The following is a 17,062-nucleotide window of genomic DNA, read 5'->3' on the forward strand; positions in this document are numbered from 1 at the left end:
TTTTTTGGTCAATCGAACCTGTATTCGGGCCACAACGCCTGATCCAGCCCATCCAACATCGGCTGAATTTGATCCGCAACCTCTTGCCAGCCACCAATTGACCCGGTTGAGATTTTCTTGCGCACCTGATCGGTGCTGGCGGTGCGGACTTTCCTGGTATTTTTCTCAGGGGTCATCATCCGCTCATCCCAGTCGATACCGCAGAAGGCGGCGACTTGCTGGATACAGGTTTTGGGGTCGACTACCAGGTCCTCATATCGAACCGTCAGAATACGATCACCGAACAGCTTTTCCCAATGAGATAGATAGCACCGGTACAGGTTGGCTGAGTGGGCAATCGATTCAAGATTGGATGCATAGCGCATACCCGGTGAATGAAAACGCCTGATCCATTTTGATAGCCCCACATCCCTTGGATCGCGCAACATGTTGATCACGCGGGCATTCGGGAACGCTGACAATATGAAGCCGAGCCTTTGATAGTTGTGTGGCATCTTGTCAACGAATGCAGTCGAACTTTCGGGTAAGGGTGGCATCAGCCTGCGAAACTCTGCTGCACATTCAGCAGCTGCGTCTGCGTCAAATGGTTTGCCGCTCTCTCTGACCTTCTGGGATAATTCACCTGCAATCGTCAGCTCTCCGCAGCCGGCGATATCCGGTGCCGAACTAAGCATCATTTCCATCAGTGTTGTGCCTGATCGTGGCTGTCCGACCACGAATATCGGCTTGGGCCCATCGCTTACGCCTGCAGTCGCAGGAGGTACATTCAGGGGAAAAAACGTGCTGATTTCTTTGAACCGTTTCTCTTCTTGCGTGCTGTCATACGGATTCACGTTGTTTTGAATGGCATTGGCCCGCGCAAAGTGGGGGAGCGCCGAGAACAGCCCATCACGTTTGGAGATCAAGTGTGCCTTTGCGAATTCAAGCACCGAGTTGGCGTGATCACTTTCTGAAATTGCGGTGTCGACAGCACGCGCAAGGCTCTCGGCATGGTCATTGTCCACCATTAGAGACAATTGGTAGAGCGCCGCCGCGCAAAACTTGTTTCTCTCAAGTACAGCGCGCAAAATGGTTTTTGAGCCCTCTTTGTCGCCCGATTGATACAAGTCTACGGCTTTTGACAATGCGATTTTTTCATTTTCAGGTGCGATCCCATAAGCGCGGGCAATGTCCTGAGAGCTGTGATCGGAGAATCCGACCTCTCCGTAGGCGCGGGCCCGCAACCAAAGCAAATCTGCATTGTCAGGGTCTTTTTCCAGTTTGTTCGTCGTATGGTCGATGATCAGGCGCCAATTCTGTCCCTTGAGCTGAATTTCATCAATCACGCGGACCAGTTCTTTGTTATTCGGGAAGCGTTCAAGCTTCTGCTCGGCATAGGACAGCGCACGCGGAATTTGACCTGTCTGCATTAACGCGTTGGCGAGGTTTTCGACAAATTGAGCATCGTCCGGTTTCATTCGCGATGCTTCAGCGAAGTGTGGAATGGATTGCTTGTACCGCTTCATCTCGGTCAGGACAAAGCCTGCGATTGCTTGGTAATCGGCATCCTTGGGGTGTTTCTTGATGCCAAGCTGCGCTTTTTTCAAGGCCTGCGGCAACTTCCCTGTCTCCAGATCGGCCAATGCTTTGCTCTTGAGGGAATTTGCGGTCTGCTGTGCCATTTGTGCGCACGTCCCATGCCAATAAGAAACCAGTATCGATGGTTCATTACCCAAGCGAAGATGGTTTGCAATGGCTGTTCCGTATTATGGTCTGGTACCTTCAACAGCGGCTTGGGTTTTCTTCCGGCACCATGCGGGATAGACCGTTGATATGGTTTTGAAAGTCTCCAGCCTGCAGCAATTCTACAACCACACGTTTGATACGATTATCGACGTGCGTAGCCCGGCTGAGTTCGCCGAAGACCATATGCCGGGCGCTATCAATCTGCCGGTTCTGAACAATGAAGAACGGGCACGGGTCGGTACCATCTACGTCCAGCAAAGCCCGTTTCTGGCCCGCAAGCTGGGTGCTGCGCTGGTGTTTCGCAACGCGGCAGGCCATATCGAGGATCACCTGAGCCATCATGAGGGCGACTGGAAACCGCTGGTCTATTGCTGGCGTGGCGGGCAGCGATCAGGATCATTTACCTGGATGTTGCAACAAATCGGCTGGCGCGCCGAGGTGGTTGAAGGCGGCTATCGCAGCTATCGCCGACTGGTAAAGCAGTTCCTCTATGATGAAGTGTTGCCATATCGATTAGTCGCGCTGGATGGTTATACCGGGACGGCCAAGACAGACCTGTTGGGCCATCTAAAGGCGCAAGGCGCGCAAGTGCTGGACCTTGAAGGGTTGGCCAATCACCGAGGCTCATTGTTGGGCGAAATGCCGGGTGGGCAACCCAGTCAGAAAGCCTTCGAATCCGCGCTCGCCGCTTCCTTGGGCGAGCTGGATGCAGCGCGTCCGGTGGTTGTTGAAGCAGAATCATCCAAGATCGGAAACCTGATCCTCCCGCCCAGCCTGTGGTCGGCCTTGTGTTCTGCACCTCGCATCCAGATCACAGCACCGATTGCTGCGCGCACCGCGTATCTGGTGTCTGCCTACGATGACATTCTGTCGGATAGCGAACGGCTACGTGATCGATTGTCTCCACTGCGCATTCATCGCGGTCATGAGGTTGTGGATGGTTGGCTGGAATTGATCAATGCCGGCGACAAGAGTGGACTGACACAGGCATTGATGGAACAGCATTACGACCCGGCCTATGCCAAATCGCGTAAGGCGCAGCGTGCCGAAGTGATCGCGCAGATTGAGGCACCGTCACTTGATGATACGGGGCTGTCGGCGACGGTGGCTCGGATTAAGAATGTTCTGGATCAGCTTTGAACACGCAGGCCCGATGTAGCGTCGATGTGACCAATCAGGGCGGCAGGGTAACCGGCGGCGCGTAGTTCCGAGCATACTTGCTCGGCTTTGTTGGCATCGACGGCCGCCAAGAGACCTCCCGCAGTCTGAGGATCGAATAATAAATCCGCCTTGCCGCCGGTCGGAAGGCCTGGGGCGATGGCACGGTTGTCGGTGTAGATTGTAGATCGAATGCCCTGATCACTGAGCTCTGCCGCACCTTCCAGAGCTGGAATCGCGTCCAAAGACAGGGTTGCCCCGCAGCCAGACGCTTCGCATACCCCTTGCAGGTGACCCGCCAGACCAAAACCGGTGACATCCGTCATCGCATCGGCATTTTTCAGGATGCGGGACGCCTCACCCTGCGGCTGTATCATTTGCGCGAAAGCTGCCGCGACCCAGGCGCCTTCCGCCTTGCCCGCCATTTCGGCCGCCATCAAAACACCGCTGCCCAACGGCTTTGTCAGGATCAAAGCGTCATTAGGTTTTGCGCCACCCAGCGTGATCGGTTCAGCATCACAGAGCCCGGTCAGAGTGAACCCGATGGTCATTTCGTCACCCATTGAGCTATGGCCGCCGACGATCTCAGCCCCGGCTTGGCGCATGACGTCGCTGGCAATATGCATGATCTCAGCCATTGTGCGCTGCTGCAACTCAGCTGACATGCGCGGCAGGATGATCGTTGCTGTCGCAGCCTGCGGACGAGCGCCCATTGCCCAGATATCACCAAGCGCGTGGACAGCGGCGATACGCGTCATCAAGGCGGGATCGTTGGTGAAGCTGCGTAAGTGATCCGATGTCATAGCCTGTCGCGTGCCACCGGTTAGCAGCACCGCCGCATCGTCACCGGGCAGGGGTGTAATGTCGGGCCTGTCGAGTTGCGGCAACTCCTGCAATGCGGCCCGCAAAGCGCCTCGACCCACCTTTGCACCACACCCGCCGCACATTGGTTTTTCTCCCAACGCCTCTTGCAGCCCTGCTGCGTGATGACGGGGCAATGCGGTGGTGGGCATTTGGGGCAGTTCACGGAACCGGTTCATGAACTTCTGATCGATATGGTTTTTCCATTGCCACATGAGCGGCCCGCTGAATGATGTTCCCAATCGCTCGGCCAGTGCGGATTTTCCACCCAGAGAGATGAGTTTCAGGTAATCCTTCTGCGGCATATAGCGCCGCATTTTCCCAGACCCTAGCGCGGCGCGCAAATTGTCATACAATATTGGTGCCTCGCGCACTGCGTAGACCCCTGCCTTGGGGCGCGGGTTCTCGGACAGATGGGCGCAATCTCCCGCGGCGAAAATCGCCGGATCGCTGGATTGCAGGGACGCGTTCACTTTGATGAAACCGTCATGCAGCGCGAGGCCGGTATTGGATATCCACTCATAGGGCCGCGCGCCTGCAGCACCGGTGATGAAATCGGCCGGTATCTGGCGACCGTCCGTTAGCTCGATTTCGCCCGCAGAAATCTTCTGGATTGATGTGTTTTCCAGAACTTCGATCCCCAGGTGCGCCATCGCCTGCCGGATGGTGGCGGATGCCTTCGGGACAGTCGCTGTCAGGGCCGTTGCACTGTCGATCAAAGTAACCTGCGCTTCACGTCCTTTGGAACGCAGTGCATGGGCCATCGCCATGACTAGCTCTACTCCCGCAACGCCACCACCGATCACGGCGACCGAGGCGCGGCCCGTCCCTGAAAGATAGCTTTGCCATTGCGCGGCGAAGAGGCCGAGCGGCTTGGCCGGAACGGCATGCTCGGCGAATCCCGGCAATGCTGGCATGTCTGAGGTGATCCCGACATTGACCGAGGCCACATCAAACGCCACCGGCGGGCGTCCGGGTACATGGATTTGGCGTGTGTCCGGGTCGATACCTTCAACTGCGCCCAGTATCACCCGCGCACCGGCAAAGCGGGCCAGACGCACCAAATCAATATCAAGCTCCCACCGCTGATAGTGACCAGCGACAAATCCTGGCAACATGCCCGAATAGGGTGCGGTGGGACCGGGGTTTATCACCGTAACCCGCGCGCCGGACAGCGGTTTCATACCCCATTTGCGCAGCAGTAGCGCGTGCGTGTGTCCTCCGCCTATCAGAACCAGATCGCGGGTTAGGGGCAGCAGAGGTTTGTGCATAGGTCTCAGTTTGTACTGTGGTCCGGGACGTCCTCGACCTGTTCGACCGCGTGGGTGGCCCAAAGCTCATCCTCGCCTGCGTCTGGTAGATCACTGGGTTTTTCATGGCGATGAATGTGCCATTTGGCAATGAACAGGGCCGTGATCGGGGCTGTCAGGAACAGAAAGAGCGTGATCAACAACTCGTGCATCGACAGTTTGCCCTCAAGCAAAACCGAATGCGCGATCGAGGCAAGCAGGACGCCGCCCACGCCCAGCGTAGTTGCCTTGGTGGGTGCGTGCAGGCGGGACATGGGGTCTTTCAGCTTGATCATGCCGAATGATCCGACAAAGCCGAAAATGCCCGATACGATCAGGAAGAATGCGATGAGCAGTTCGAAGATAAAGGTCATGCCACGCTCATTCGATGATATTGCCACGCAGCATAAAGCGCGCATAAGCCACGGTTGAGACAAAGCCGAGCATGGCGATGATCATGGCGGATTCAAAGAAGATTTCGGTCTCGATACTCAAGCCGTAAAGGATAAGCAGAGCAATGGTGTTGATCACCATGGTATCTAGGGCCAGAACACGGGTACCGACACCGTCGGCAGTAATGATACGCCACAAGCACATCATGATCGCAGCGCCGAAGCAGGCAAAAGCAAAGTAGATCGCATAGGTGATCATTCGAAAATCTCCTTCAGGCGGCGCTCATAGCGTTGTTTGATCTGGTCGCGCACCTCTTCGGGGTTCGGTGCATCCAGACAATGAACCAGCAGGTAGTGCCCTTGTGCGGACAAATCGCAGCTGACGGTGCCGGGGGTCATGGTGATGGTTCCGGCCAGAACTGTGATGGCCTCGGGCGTGCGCAGTTCCAGCGGGACGCTGACAAAGCTTGGCTGGCGGTCTGCGTCGCGTTTGAACAGGATGATCCGGGCCACCGCGATATTGGCCATCACGATATCCCATAAGACAACCAACATGTATTCCGCCACCATCGGCCAATTGCGCAGTTTCGGGCGATCCGGCCAATAGGGCTGAGTGATAAACGGAATGATGATGCCCAGTAGCAGGCCAAAGACCACCGAGTTCAAAGACCCGGTGTTTGCCAGAAACACCCACACCAGTGTAAGTAGTGCGGTCAGATGGGGATGCGGAAATATACGGTGCAGAAGCTTCATCATTCTTCCCCTCCCAGCACGGCCGAAATGTAATCTTCCGGCGCGAACAGTTGCACGGCCGTGTTGCTGGCATATTGCAGCGCCGGACCTGCAAACAGTGTCAGCAGCACAAGTCCCAGAACCGCCCCGAACACCGAAGTAAAGGCGAGGCCCGGATAGGGCTCGGGCGCGGTTGGTAGGCCGGCTTCTTCGGTTGGCTCAGGCGTCACATTATGTTGGGCGTCGTGACTTTTCCAGAAGATCAGCGTTCCCGCGCGGGCCAGACCCACGATTGTGACGAACGACCCGATCAAGATCACGGCCCAGACCGCATTTGCATCGGGCGCGCCACGTGAGGCGTCCAGTACCAGCAGCTTGCCCACAAAGCCCGATAGTGGCGGCATGCCAGCCATCGCGATGGCGCCGACAAAGAACAGGGCTGAGATCAGACCGGATTGCGGCATCGGCGTCGAAGGGGCTATGGCTCCGCCACGGCGCTCCATTACCATGTCCGCGACAAGGAACAACAGGGCCGTCGCCAGCGTCGAATGGAAGATATAGTAGAGCGCTGCCGCCGTCGCGGCCTCGCTAAACAACGAGATCGCAATCAGCAATGTGCCCATCGACGCGATGGCGCAAAAGGCCACCATTCGCGCGATATGTTGCGAGCCCAGAATGCCAATAGCGCCAACGGCCAATGTCAGCAGCGCTGCAGGTTGTAGCCAACTACCGACTAGCCCTTCGGTTGCGGCTACATTGGGCCCAAAGACCAGCGTATAGACCCGCAGGATCGAATAAGCACCGACTTTGGTCATGATCGCGAACAGCGCCGCAACGGGCAGCGGCGCATTTGCGTAGCTTGCAGGAAGCCAGAAATGCAGTGGCAACACTGCGGCCTTGATACAGAAAACCAGTAATAGCAAGACTGCTCCAACCCGCAGCAAGGCGGTGTCTTCGGGTGGGATATCGGCCACGCGAACGGCCAGATCAGCCATGTTGAGCGTGCCGGTCACAGCATAAATCGTACCCAATGCAAACAGGAACAAGGTCGAGCCGAGCAGGTTATAGGCGACGTACTGAACCCCGGCCTTCAACCGCACTGCGCCACCTGCATGCGTCATGAGGCCGTAAGAGGCAATCAGCAGGACCTCGAAAAACACAAAGAGGTTGAAGGCGTCGCCGGTGAGAAAAGCACCGCAGACACCCATTAGCTGAAAATGGAGTAGAGCATGGAAGTGTTTGCCTCTCTCATCCCAGCCAGAGCCGATGGCATAAAGGACAACCGGCAGGGCCAGCAGGGCCGTCAACAACACCATCATGGCCGAAAGTTTGTCCAACACCATTACGATGCCGAACGGTGCGGGCCAGTTGCCGAGCTCATAGACCTGAACCTCGCCACCCGATGCCTGGGCGGTAATGGTCAAGGCGATACCCAGCAATCCCACGACGCCGGCGACCGAGAAGATGCGTTGAAGGTCCAAATGATATCGCAACACCATAATGATAAACGGGGCCAGGATCGCGGGCAGGACGATCGGCGCGACGATCCAATGGTTCATGCGTCTTCTCCCGGAGCGTCCACGCTATCGCTTGCGCTCATATCGATATGGTCATCCTTCGAGGACAGATAGGCGGACAACGAAATCATCACGATCACCGCCGTCATCCCGAATGAGATCACGATGGCCGTCAGCACCAGCGCCTGCGGTAGCGGGTCGGTATAGGGGACATCTTCATATTTGTTCAGAACTGCAGGTGCGTTCAGCGCCAGCCGCCCGGTGGCGAACAAGAACACGTTCACCGCATAGGTGATCAGCGACAGGCCCAGAATGACCGGGAATGTACGACGACGCAGGATCAGGAAAATCCCGGCTGCGGTCATGACGCCTACGGCAGAGGCTACGAGCGCTTCCATCAGGCCTGCTCCTTCTCGTTATCTTCATCCTGAGGGCTGTCCCGCAGTGGGTTGATATCCATCGGGAATTCTTGAGCCATGCCCGGTTGCCAGGCGAACCGTGACAAGCTGTCAAGCGCCAGCATCACCGCCCCAAGCACAGCGAGGAACACGCCCGTGTCAAACAGGATGGCGGTGGCCCACTCGAACTCTTCCAATGGTGGCCAGTGGATATAGCCGAAATCGCTGGTCAGGAATGGACGTTCATTGAACCATGCGCCCAGCCCGGTGGCAGCAGCGATCAGAACGCCCCAGCCGATGGTGCCGTGATAGTAGAACCGCTGCCGTTCAATCGCCCAGGTATAGCCGCTGGCCATATATTGCATCAGGAAGGCGATCGCGACGATGAGGCCTGCGATGAAGCCGCCGCCGGGCTGGTTGTGGCCTCGGAAGAAGATATAGGCCCCGACCATCAATGCGATGGGCATCATCACGCGGGTGACGACCACCATCATCAATGGGTGAGAGTCACCCGACTGCGGCCAATGTGGTTTACGGTTCAGCAGGTAACTGCGCACATTGGTGCTCAGCACTGCTTCGGTCAGGGCGTAGATGATCAGGGCTGCGATGCCCAGCACGATGATCTCGCCAAAGGTATCAAAACCCCGGAAGTCGACGAGGATCACGTTCACGACGTTGGTGCCACCGCCACCTTTGTACGAATTGGCCAGATGGAATTCCGAAATCGTTGGGAAAGCAAAATCCCGCATCATCAGCGCATAGATCAAAGCGCCTGAGCCGATCCCGGCAACCACCGAAATTGCCGCATCACGCCAACGCCGTGCCGCGCTGCTGTCCCAGGGTGTGTCGGTCGGCAGAAAGTTCAGCGACAACAACAGCAGGATCATCGTCACCACTTCGACCGAAATCTGTGTCAGCGCCAGATCGGGGGCAGAAAGGTAGTTGAATGCCATCGAAACGATCAGGCCAACCACCCCGATCAACACCAGTGACAGCAGACGGTTGCGGTGGAACCACATGATCGCCAGCGTCGCACCCACCAGACAGATCCAGCCGATGATCGGGATGACCTGAGCCTCAAGCGGTACGCGTGTTTCAACGCCAATGGTGCCGGTGGTGTAGGCGTAGTAGCCAAGCCCAACGACAAAAGCCACGAAGATGATCGCATACCGGCTGAGCACACCATTATGCAGTTCGTCCGTAATCCAGCGGCTGAGACGGGTCAGCGCGTCGATGATTGCCTCGAAGATCACCTTTGCCTCGGGCCGGGGCAGGGCGTTCCATATCTGGTCGCCGCGTTTGTGCAACGACAGCAGGAACAGGCCTCCCAGCGTCGCGACCACCGACATGTAAAGCGCGGGTGTAAAGCCGTGCCACAGTTTCAGCGAGTAATAAGGCAGCTTCTCGCCCCCGATCACCGCGCTGGAGACAACCGCGACAAGCGGGCCAACGATGGCTGCGGAATAAAGACCGATCAGGACAACCAGCACCACAAGGAACGCCGGCGCCAACCAAAGACCGACAGGCGGGTCATGCGGATGCGCGGGGTAATCGTCCCGCTCGGGCCCAAGGAAGACATGGCTGACAAAGCGAAAGGAGTAGGCCGCTGAAAATAGCGCAGCCAAAAGCGCCAAGCCGGGTACCAAGTAAGGTGAGTTAAGCCAAGTAGTGTGGACTGTCTCTTCCAGCATCATCTCTTTCGAGAGGAAGCCATTCAGCGGTGGCAGACCAGCCATCGACAGGGCAGCGATTGTGCCGATAGTAAACGTGATCGGCATCAGATGCCGCAAACCACCCAGCCGTTTGACATCGCGTGTGCCGGTCTCGTGGTCCACGATCCCGGCGGTCATGAACAAGGCCGCCTTGAACGTCGCGTGGTTGATGATGTGGAAGACGGCTGCAACAGCGGCGATCGTCGTGCCAAAGCCCAGTAGCATCGTCACGAGACCCAGATGGGACACCGTCGAAAACGCCAACAGCGCCTTTAGGTCATCCTTGAACAGCGCAATCACGGCACCCAGCAGCATGGTGATCAAACCGGTAGTGGCGACGATGTAGAACCACGCATCCGTACCCGCCAGAACCGGCCACATCCGGGCCATCAGGAACAGGCCTGCCTTCACCATTGTGGCCGAGTGCAGATAGGCCGACACTGGCGTCGGAGCCGCCATCGCGTGCGGCAGCCAGAAATGGAACGGGAATTGCGCCGATTTGGTGAAACAGCCAAGCAAGATCAGGATCAGCGCAGGAAGGTAGTACGGCGAGGACTGGATCAGCTCTTTGTTCTGCAGAATGACACTCAGGTCATAAGATCCCACGATATTGCCGAGGATAAGCATCCCTGCGATCATCGCCAGCCCGCCCGAACCGGTCACGGCCAAAGCCATACGCGCGCCTTGACGACCCTCGGGCAGGTGCTTCCAATAACCAATCAGCAAGAATGAACTGAGCGACGTAAGTTCCCAGAATATTAGCAGAAGCAGGATATTGTCGGACAGAACAATTCCCACCATCGCGCCCTGAAACAGCAGCAGATAGGTATAGAACTGCCCCATCGGATCCTCGCGCGACAAGTAGAATCGTGCGTAGAGGATGATCAGAAGACCGATGCCCAGGATCAGCAGGGCGAACAAAAAACCCAGGCCGTCCAGCATGAAGTTCGCGTTTAGTCCAAGCCCGGGTATCCAGTTGAACCGCGCGGTCACAACATCACCGCGCATGACGCTGGGAATGTGGATCAGCAATCCCATCAACGCGAGGAAGGTGGTCAACCCAGCCGCTGATGCTGCTGCGTTTCGTCCTGCCCGGATCAGGAGGGCCGGAAAGACAGCTCCGAGGAAGGGAAGGGCCGCGATAAGGAATAGGGACAAGTGCGATACTCCGGTCTGTGCGGTCAATATGACTGAATTACTAGGGATAATTTATTGACTGTCCGGAAATTGCAAGGTTCCGAAAGGTCCTAAAGCGCACATATTGGACGTGATCTACCTGTGTAACTATGACGCGAACTTGATCTGAGGGTTGGATTTCCTGAAAGCGTCGCGAATTGCCATATGATAATACCGATCTGACAATGCAGGAGAGTGCCGCATGGCAGAAGGGAAACGCCGAACCCGCAGATGGGTCCTATTGGGCGGAGGGGCCGCCATTGCAGCGGGTTTCGCAATCCGCGAATACCGGCTGATCCCGCAGGCCTATGCTGGTGGTCAGATTGCGGCGGCCACAGCCTATCAACAGGCCCTCGACGGCGCGATCCATCTTATCGATATCCGAACCCCACGCGAATGGCGGGCGACCGGGGTCGCCGAAGCGGCCCACCCGCTCGACATGCGCCGTGAGGATTTCGTGCAGGCCTTGGACCATCTGCTCGGGGGGGACCGATCTGCACCTGTCGCACTGATCTGTGCACGCGGGGTGCGCTCGGCCCGATTAAGCAATCGACTGACCGAGGCTGGATTTACCAATATCATCGACGTGCCCGAGGGCATGCTGGGTTCGGCGGCCGGGCCCGGTTGGGTGCGGGCTGGGTTGCCTGTCAACGCTTATGAAGAGGAAACGGGATGAGTGTCAGACACTGGTTGGCCGCGTGCTTTGTTTTTGCCGGGCAACCCGGCCTTGCGGCTTGTGGCGATACCGAGGGGATGTGCGAAACCGCATCAGGCGGATATCACATCGAACTGCCGAAAGCGGAGAACCCTCCGCTGGTTGTGTTCCTGCACGGCTATGGCGGCAGCGCCACCGGTACGCTCAAGAACCGATCCATGGTCGAGCCACTGCTGGCGCGCGGCTACGCAGTGATGGCACCGGAAGGGTCCGAGAGAAACGGCCGAAAAAGCTGGAACTTCTTTCCCGGTTGGGAAGGTCGGGATGAACCCGCTTTTCTTCGAGAAGTAGTGCAGGACGCCGCCGACCGGTTTGATATCGACCCGGATCGCGTGGTGCTGGGTGGCTTCTCGGCTGGGGCGTTCATGGTTTATTACCTCGCCTGCGCTGCGCCGGATTCATTTTCTGCTTATGTCCCGGTTTCAGGCGGGTTCTGGCGGCCACATCCCGAAAGCTGTGATGGTCCGGTACGCATGTTCCACACCCATGGTTGGACGGACAATGTGGTACCGCTGGAGGGCCGCCTTTTGGGCGGAGGCCGTTTCCACCAGGGCGATATCTTTGCCGGATTGGAAATCTGGCGGGTCGCCAATGAGTGTGCCGATACCAAGCCCAGCGGGTTTTCTACCACGGGCCAGTTTATGCGTCGCAACTGGATGGGATGTGCCGAAGGTAGCGCCTTGGAATTTGCGCTGTTCCCGGGCGGCCATACCGTGCCAAACGGCTGGGCCGATATGATGGTAGACTGGTACGAGGGCCTGCCCGGCGGGTGATCATTCCGCCGGTGTGATCACGCCCTTGCCTTCGATCAATCGCTTCAACTCATCACGATAGCGCCGGGCCGAGCGTGTAATTGCAGGCTCACTGACATCTTCGCGCATACCAACCATACGGCGCGCGGTGCCTGCCGATACGCCGCTGAGCGCAGACAATGGGATCGCCAGTGCCAGGCTGATCGCAATCGGGGCCAGCCAGACCGAGACCAGACCGGCGAGGATGCCAACGCTAAGCGCGACGCCGATGATAGTCTCAAGGCTGTGGCATAGGATCAGCGTGCGCAGCCCGTAGCTGCCACCATCGCGCGCTTGCGGGGACCAGCCCTTTTGAATGCCCAACGCGGTGCGGAACACTGCAATCATCTGCTGCACCATAAGTATAGGGGCATAGAGGATCGACAGGATGACTTCGGACAGAAATGAAGTGAAGAATTTCCGCGTTCCGCCGAAATCGGAATAGCGCACACCGCTGAGGGGCAGAGCAGCGACGCCCAAAACCTTGGGTGCCAATAGCATCGCATACATCACCAGAATGATCAGCACATGGCGTGTTTCGGACATTTCTGGCCATTGCGGGAACAGCGGATTGTCCGGGCTGAAGTAATGCAGAACCGAGGCGTCCTTGCCCTGACCGATCAAGGCCCACATCACCAAAAGTGCGAACCATAGCGGCGACATCAGATATCCGACCGCTCCGTGGAACATATGGAACCGCGAGACTGCGCGGAAGCCGGTCGAACCCAGCAGTTTCAGGTGCTGCAGGTTGCCCTGACACCAGCGGCGATCGCGCATTGCGTGGTCAATGAGGGTGGGGGGCGTTTCCTCATATGATCCGCGTATGCGCGGCAGAAAGCGCACGGCCCATCCTGCGCGGCGCAGCAATCCGGCCTCGACGAAATCGTGGCTCATGATCAGCTTGTCTTGTCCGTTGAGCGACCGCAACTTGGGCAGACCTGCGCTAGAAGCAAATGCACAGGTGCGAATGATGGCGTTGTGGCCCCAATAATTGCCTTCTTGCCCGCACCAGCGCGCGAGGCCTTCGGCAAAGGCAATACCATAGACGCCGTTGGCAAACTGCTGCATCCGGGCAAAGACCGATTGCGCGCCAATCAGCTGCGGATAGCTTTGGATCAGGCCTGCGCCGGGATCGCGCGCCAGCGCATCGGTCAGGCGCGAGATCGCGCGACCCGTCATCAGGCTGTCGGCATCCAGCACCAACATCGCATCCCAGTCCGCGCCCCAGCGGCTTACCCAATCGGCAATATTGCCGACCTTGCGATCCGTATTCTGGGGGCGGCGGCGGTAATAGAGTTCAAGCCCCGGTGCCAGCGTGGTCCGTAGCGCCTCGACACTGGCCTGTTCCTGCGCGGCGATCTCGGGGTCGCGCGTGTCGGATAAAATGAACATGGCATAGTGGTGCTGACCACCGCGTTTCTGCAGGTCTTCCAGCATCGTGCGGGCGTTGCCGAGCACGTTCCACGGCACCTCGTTATAGACAGGCGTCAAAAGCGCCACGCGCAACGGTTGCGAGCGTCCTTCACGCTTTGGCTGCTCTTGCCGGGACAGCGAGACCATGCCCAGCAGTACGGTGCAGACCGTGAAGGAAATCCAGAAGAAATTGAACGAGATTAGCGTCAGCAGGATACCTTCGACCAGATTGATCCCTTCGGCGCTGAACCAGTCGGACATGACCCAGAGCAGACCCAACGCCGCCGCCATGGCAGGTGAGAAGACCAGCGCGCGCCAAAACCCGACAGAGGGATTTCGACCCCCGGCAGGTACCTGCGCATCGCGGAATCCCTGCGCAAAGTTCTGGGCTGGCATCGCTAGAGGGGCCTCGGGCGGCATGATATGAAGATCGCGGTTCATATGGTCCAACGGTAAAGCCAGACTTCAGAGGCTGGTTGTTTGTCTTTCAGCAACTGCGCGCGCAGTTCCACGTGGTTGCGTTCGCCTGGTTCGAATGAGAACGCCAGCCGCAACCCGCCCGTGTCTGGGTTACGCTGCAGAACGCCTTCTGAAGTTTCGGCATGGGGCGAGTCGACAAACACCGTGATGGCCTCGGGATCGTCAAGCAGCTCACTGCCTTCGAAATCAATCACAGCCAAACGGCCCTCGCCGAACGTGTTGTCGCCCATCGCGGTGTTGATCACGCGGGCCATAGGGGTGTGCTGCGGTTCCTCGCCCCAGATCAGGCGATAGGACAGATCAATCTGGCTGCCTGCTGCGTAGGGTTCCATCGGGCGCCAATAGGCGACGATGTTGTCATAAATCTCCTGATCCGCTGGGATTTCGACAAGCGTGACAGTGCCTTTACCCCAGTCTTCGCTGGGTTCGACCCACAAGCTTGGGCGTTTGTGATAATTGGCTTCAAGATCCGCATAGTCCGAGAACTTGCGCTTGCGTTGCATCAGGCCAAAGCCGCGGGGGTTTGTGTCGACAAAAGACGAGATCTGCAGGCGAGTCGGGTTCGCAAGCGGGCGCCACAGAACCTCTCCTGCGCCGTTGCGGATCATCAACCCGTCACTGTCGTGCACTGCGGGGCGAAAATCATCGAAACGGCTGTGATTAGTCTGATCGAACAGGAACATAGATGTGCCGGGCGCGATGCCGACATGGGGCAGTTCGGTACGTGGGAACAGGGTGGCTTCAATATCCATCACGCAATCTGAACCGGCGGTAACGTGGAAGCGATAGGCCCCTGTAACGCTTGGGCTGTCCATGAGCGCATGAACGACCATGTTACGTTGATCCGGTTCTGGACGCTCCAACCAGAAACGAATGAATTCGGGAAATTCCTCGCCATCTGGATCGCCGGTCTTCAAGGCGAGCCCTCTGGCCGAAAGGCCATAGACTTCGTGCAAACCGATGGCGCGGAAATAGCTGGCCCCTTGCCAAACGCAGAACTCGTCTGTCTCGCCAGGGCGGTGCATCTCAGTACGCAGGCGTAGACCTGAAAAGCCCAGCGTGTCGTCAATTGGAAGCTCAGGTACGTCTTCAGACTTATCGAACATGGCCAGATCAAAGGCGACCGGCTTGGTCATACCGTCCTCGACGGTCGATACTTTCACTGTGCGTGGAAAATACAGGCCCGGCGTGAAAAAATCGACGTTGAAGGGCGTCTCGGTCTCGTACCACAGCGCGCGATCCAGCCGGAACCGTATTGAACGGTATTGCTGATACGTCAGGTCCTGCCACTCCTGCGGAACCATCTCACGTTCGGCATAATCACGGCTGGCCAGGTCGCGGGCCATTGCGATGACGTCGTCTCGGCTGAACGGGGTCTCTCCACCTGTGGCATATGCCGCTGGGGCGAAGGCCAGAGCCGTTGATGAGGCGAGAAAAGCGCGACGTGTAAAGTTCATTTCTTTGATTTCCAAGGTTGTGACTTGAACCAGGCGGCCAGATAAGCCACGCCGATGATCATGGCAAAGCCAATCATGTTGGCGATGAACACACTGGCAACATCTCGCCCACTCAGGTCCAGTCCGACGCCGATAAGTCGTGCTGCTGCCATAGAAAATACGAACACCGCGAGCGATTGCTGACCCACTTTGGTGATGATGGTCAGCAGGAACTGCCAGACCTTTGCGGCTGCCCCATGACCGGTCGCTATCAGGCGACGGCCATGCTCACCGGCGATAACCCAACCCAGATAGGCAAGCGACAGAAAATGCAGATATCGGAATAGACCAAAGTCGGTCTTGTCGCGAAATTCTTTGGTCACTGGCCAGACCTTGCGAATCTCATCAGCCAGATCAGGGGCTGCTGCATTGATCCAAGTGAATACCTTCCACGAGCCGAACGGCATCGAGAAGATCAAAAACAAGGCTGCCGCCCAGATCAGAGTTTTCGACACCGGCGGCGCTGGAATCCAACCTCGCATGAACGCAAAGCCGGTGAAGAACAGCAATTGCCACCCGAATGGGTTGAAGAACCACTGGCGCTCTGACCAGGGCTCGGCCGGCAGGTCAAGGTAGTCGAATTGTGCAACGAGCCAGATCGTGACCGAGGCCATGGCGACCGCCCAGAATCCGATACGATATAGCCCCATAAACAGGGGCATCATCGCCAGTACCACCAGATACATCGGTAGAATATCGAAGTAGTTCGGCACATAGGTCAGGGTGAACAGTCCGACGATCTGTGACGCCGGATCGTTGAAGAAATGCTGTAGATTGAGAGAGGAGATATAGTTTTTCTCGAACAGCCCACTCTGGTTCAGGGCCGCCATTGTCATCGCGACAAAGAAGAACAGGCAGATATGCGCCCAGTAGACCTGCCAGATGCGAAAGCTCACGCGTGCGGTGCCCATCCACCAGCCTTTGCGCATGAACGCCCCCCCAAAAGCAATTGCCGAAGCCATGCCTGAACAGAATACGAAGATCTCGGTTGCGTCCGAAAAGCCAAAGCGGGCAGGTATCCATTTGGCCCACGGATCGTTCGGAATATGGGCAATCAGGATGATGAACATCGCGATGCCGCGATAGAAATCCAACCGCGGATCGCGCGTAGCGGCGGGGGCGGCTGCCTGAGACGCCACCGGAGCAAAATCAGAAGCGGGCGATGCGGTCGCCATACGGTTTCTGTCCTTCTTGGTCTTTTATTGTT

14 protein-coding genes are annotated in these 17,062 nt (G+C 57.6%); 3 read left to right on the top strand and 11 right to left on the bottom strand.

What is annotated here, in order from left to right; all coding sequences use genetic code 11:
• Nucleotides 1-8 precede the first annotated feature (8 nt).
• Nucleotides 9-1,661 carry a tetratricopeptide repeat-containing sulfotransferase family protein gene (locus ACR0CZ_RS07965; RefSeq protein WP_170391897.1) on the bottom strand — a complete coding sequence of 551 codons (1,653 nt, stop codon included), beginning with the start codon at nt 1,659-1,661 and terminating at the stop codon, nt 9-11.
• A gap of 151 nt (nt 1,662-1,812) precedes the next feature.
• Here ACR0CZ_RS07965 and mnmH point away from each other — a divergent pair, with 151 nt between their 5' ends.
• Entirely contained in the window at nt 1,813-2,865 is a 1,053-nt protein-coding gene (gene mnmH, locus ACR0CZ_RS07970; protein WP_170391895.1) for a tRNA 2-selenouridine(34) synthase MnmH, read from the top strand.
• Here mnmH and selD read toward each other — a convergent pair.
• From selD to ACR0CZ_RS08005, 7 genes are read right to left on the bottom strand one after another with little or no spacing between them, the layout of a single operon-like run.
• Nucleotides 2,856-5,015 (bottom strand): selenide, water dikinase SelD, encoded by a 2,160-nt coding sequence (gene selD / locus ACR0CZ_RS07975; protein WP_170391893.1) that lies wholly within the window; start codon nt 5,013-5,015, stop codon nt 2,856-2,858. The two genes, mnmH and selD, sit on opposite strands and share 10 nt — an antisense overlap.
• A 5-nt stretch (nt 5,016-5,020) precedes the next feature.
• Nucleotides 5,021-5,407 carry a Na+/H+ antiporter subunit G gene (locus ACR0CZ_RS07980; protein WP_170401276.1) on the bottom strand — a complete coding sequence of 129 codons (387 nt, stop codon included), beginning with the start codon at nt 5,405-5,407 and terminating at the stop codon, nt 5,021-5,023.
• A 7-nt stretch (nt 5,408-5,414) separates the two neighbouring features.
• Nucleotides 5,415-5,684 (bottom strand): K+/H+ antiporter subunit F, encoded by a 270-nt coding sequence (locus ACR0CZ_RS07985; RefSeq protein ID WP_170391889.1) that lies wholly within the window; start codon nt 5,682-5,684, stop codon nt 5,415-5,417.
• Nucleotides 5,681-6,178: a Na+/H+ antiporter subunit E gene (locus ACR0CZ_RS07990; RefSeq protein WP_170392908.1), complete on the bottom strand. Its 498-nt coding sequence runs from the start codon at nt 6,176-6,178 to the stop codon at nt 5,681-5,683. The genes ACR0CZ_RS07985 and ACR0CZ_RS07990 overlap by 4 nt, the downstream gene beginning before the upstream one ends.
• Nucleotides 6,178-7,716, bottom strand: a complete 1,539-nt coding sequence (locus tag ACR0CZ_RS07995; RefSeq protein WP_170391887.1) for a monovalent cation/H+ antiporter subunit D — start codon at nt 7,714-7,716, stop codon at nt 6,178-6,180. Before ACR0CZ_RS07995 ends, ACR0CZ_RS07990 begins: the two co-directional genes overlap by 1 nt.
• Complete coding sequence (locus tag ACR0CZ_RS08000; protein ID WP_170391885.1) at nt 7,713-8,072, bottom strand: Na+/H+ antiporter subunit C; 360 nt, start codon at nt 8,070-8,072, stop codon at nt 7,713-7,715. Before ACR0CZ_RS08000 ends, ACR0CZ_RS07995 begins: the two co-directional genes overlap by 4 nt.
• Nucleotides 8,072-10,942: a monovalent cation/H+ antiporter subunit A gene (locus ACR0CZ_RS08005; RefSeq protein ID WP_170391883.1), complete on the bottom strand. Its 2,871-nt coding sequence runs from the start codon at nt 10,940-10,942 to the stop codon at nt 8,072-8,074. Before ACR0CZ_RS08005 ends, ACR0CZ_RS08000 begins: the two co-directional genes overlap by 1 nt.
• Nucleotides 10,943-11,162: 220 nt before the next feature.
• Here ACR0CZ_RS08005 and ACR0CZ_RS08010 point away from each other — a divergent pair, with 220 nt between their 5' ends.
• Together ACR0CZ_RS08010 and ACR0CZ_RS08015 are read left to right on the top strand one after the other, a co-directional pair.
• On the top strand, nt 11,163-11,636 hold the full coding sequence (locus tag ACR0CZ_RS08010; protein ID WP_170391881.1) for a rhodanese-like domain-containing protein: 474 nt from the start codon (nt 11,163-11,165) through the stop codon (nt 11,634-11,636).
• A complete protein-coding gene (locus tag ACR0CZ_RS08015) occupies nt 11,633-12,448 on the top strand; it encodes a PHB depolymerase family esterase (protein WP_170391879.1) in 816 nt (271 codons plus the stop codon). The genes ACR0CZ_RS08010 and ACR0CZ_RS08015 overlap by 4 nt, the downstream gene beginning before the upstream one ends.
• Here the strand turns inward: ACR0CZ_RS08015 and mdoH are convergent, their stop codons facing one another.
• Genes mdoH through ACR0CZ_RS08030 form a run of 3 tightly spaced genes read right to left on the bottom strand, consistent with a single transcriptional unit; the run spans nt 12,449 to nt 17,030 of the window.
• A complete protein-coding gene (mdoH, locus tag ACR0CZ_RS08020; RefSeq protein WP_170464936.1) occupies nt 12,449-14,320 on the bottom strand; it encodes a glucans biosynthesis glucosyltransferase MdoH in 1,872 nt (623 codons plus the stop codon). It lies immediately after the preceding gene.
• The gene (locus ACR0CZ_RS08025) at nt 14,317-15,816 is read right to left on the bottom strand and encodes a glucan biosynthesis protein G (RefSeq protein ID WP_170391875.1); all 1,500 of its coding nucleotides are present in this window, start codon (nt 15,814-15,816) and stop codon (nt 14,317-14,319) included. The genes mdoH and ACR0CZ_RS08025 overlap by 4 nt, the downstream gene beginning before the upstream one ends.
• Nucleotides 15,813-17,030, bottom strand: a complete 1,218-nt coding sequence (locus ACR0CZ_RS08030; protein ID WP_170391873.1) for an OpgC domain-containing protein — start codon at nt 17,028-17,030, stop codon at nt 15,813-15,815. The genes ACR0CZ_RS08025 and ACR0CZ_RS08030 overlap by 4 nt, the downstream gene beginning before the upstream one ends.
• Nucleotides 17,031-17,062: the final 32 nt, after the last annotated feature.

It is taken from the genome of Ruegeria sp. H9, from assembly GCF_056532915.1.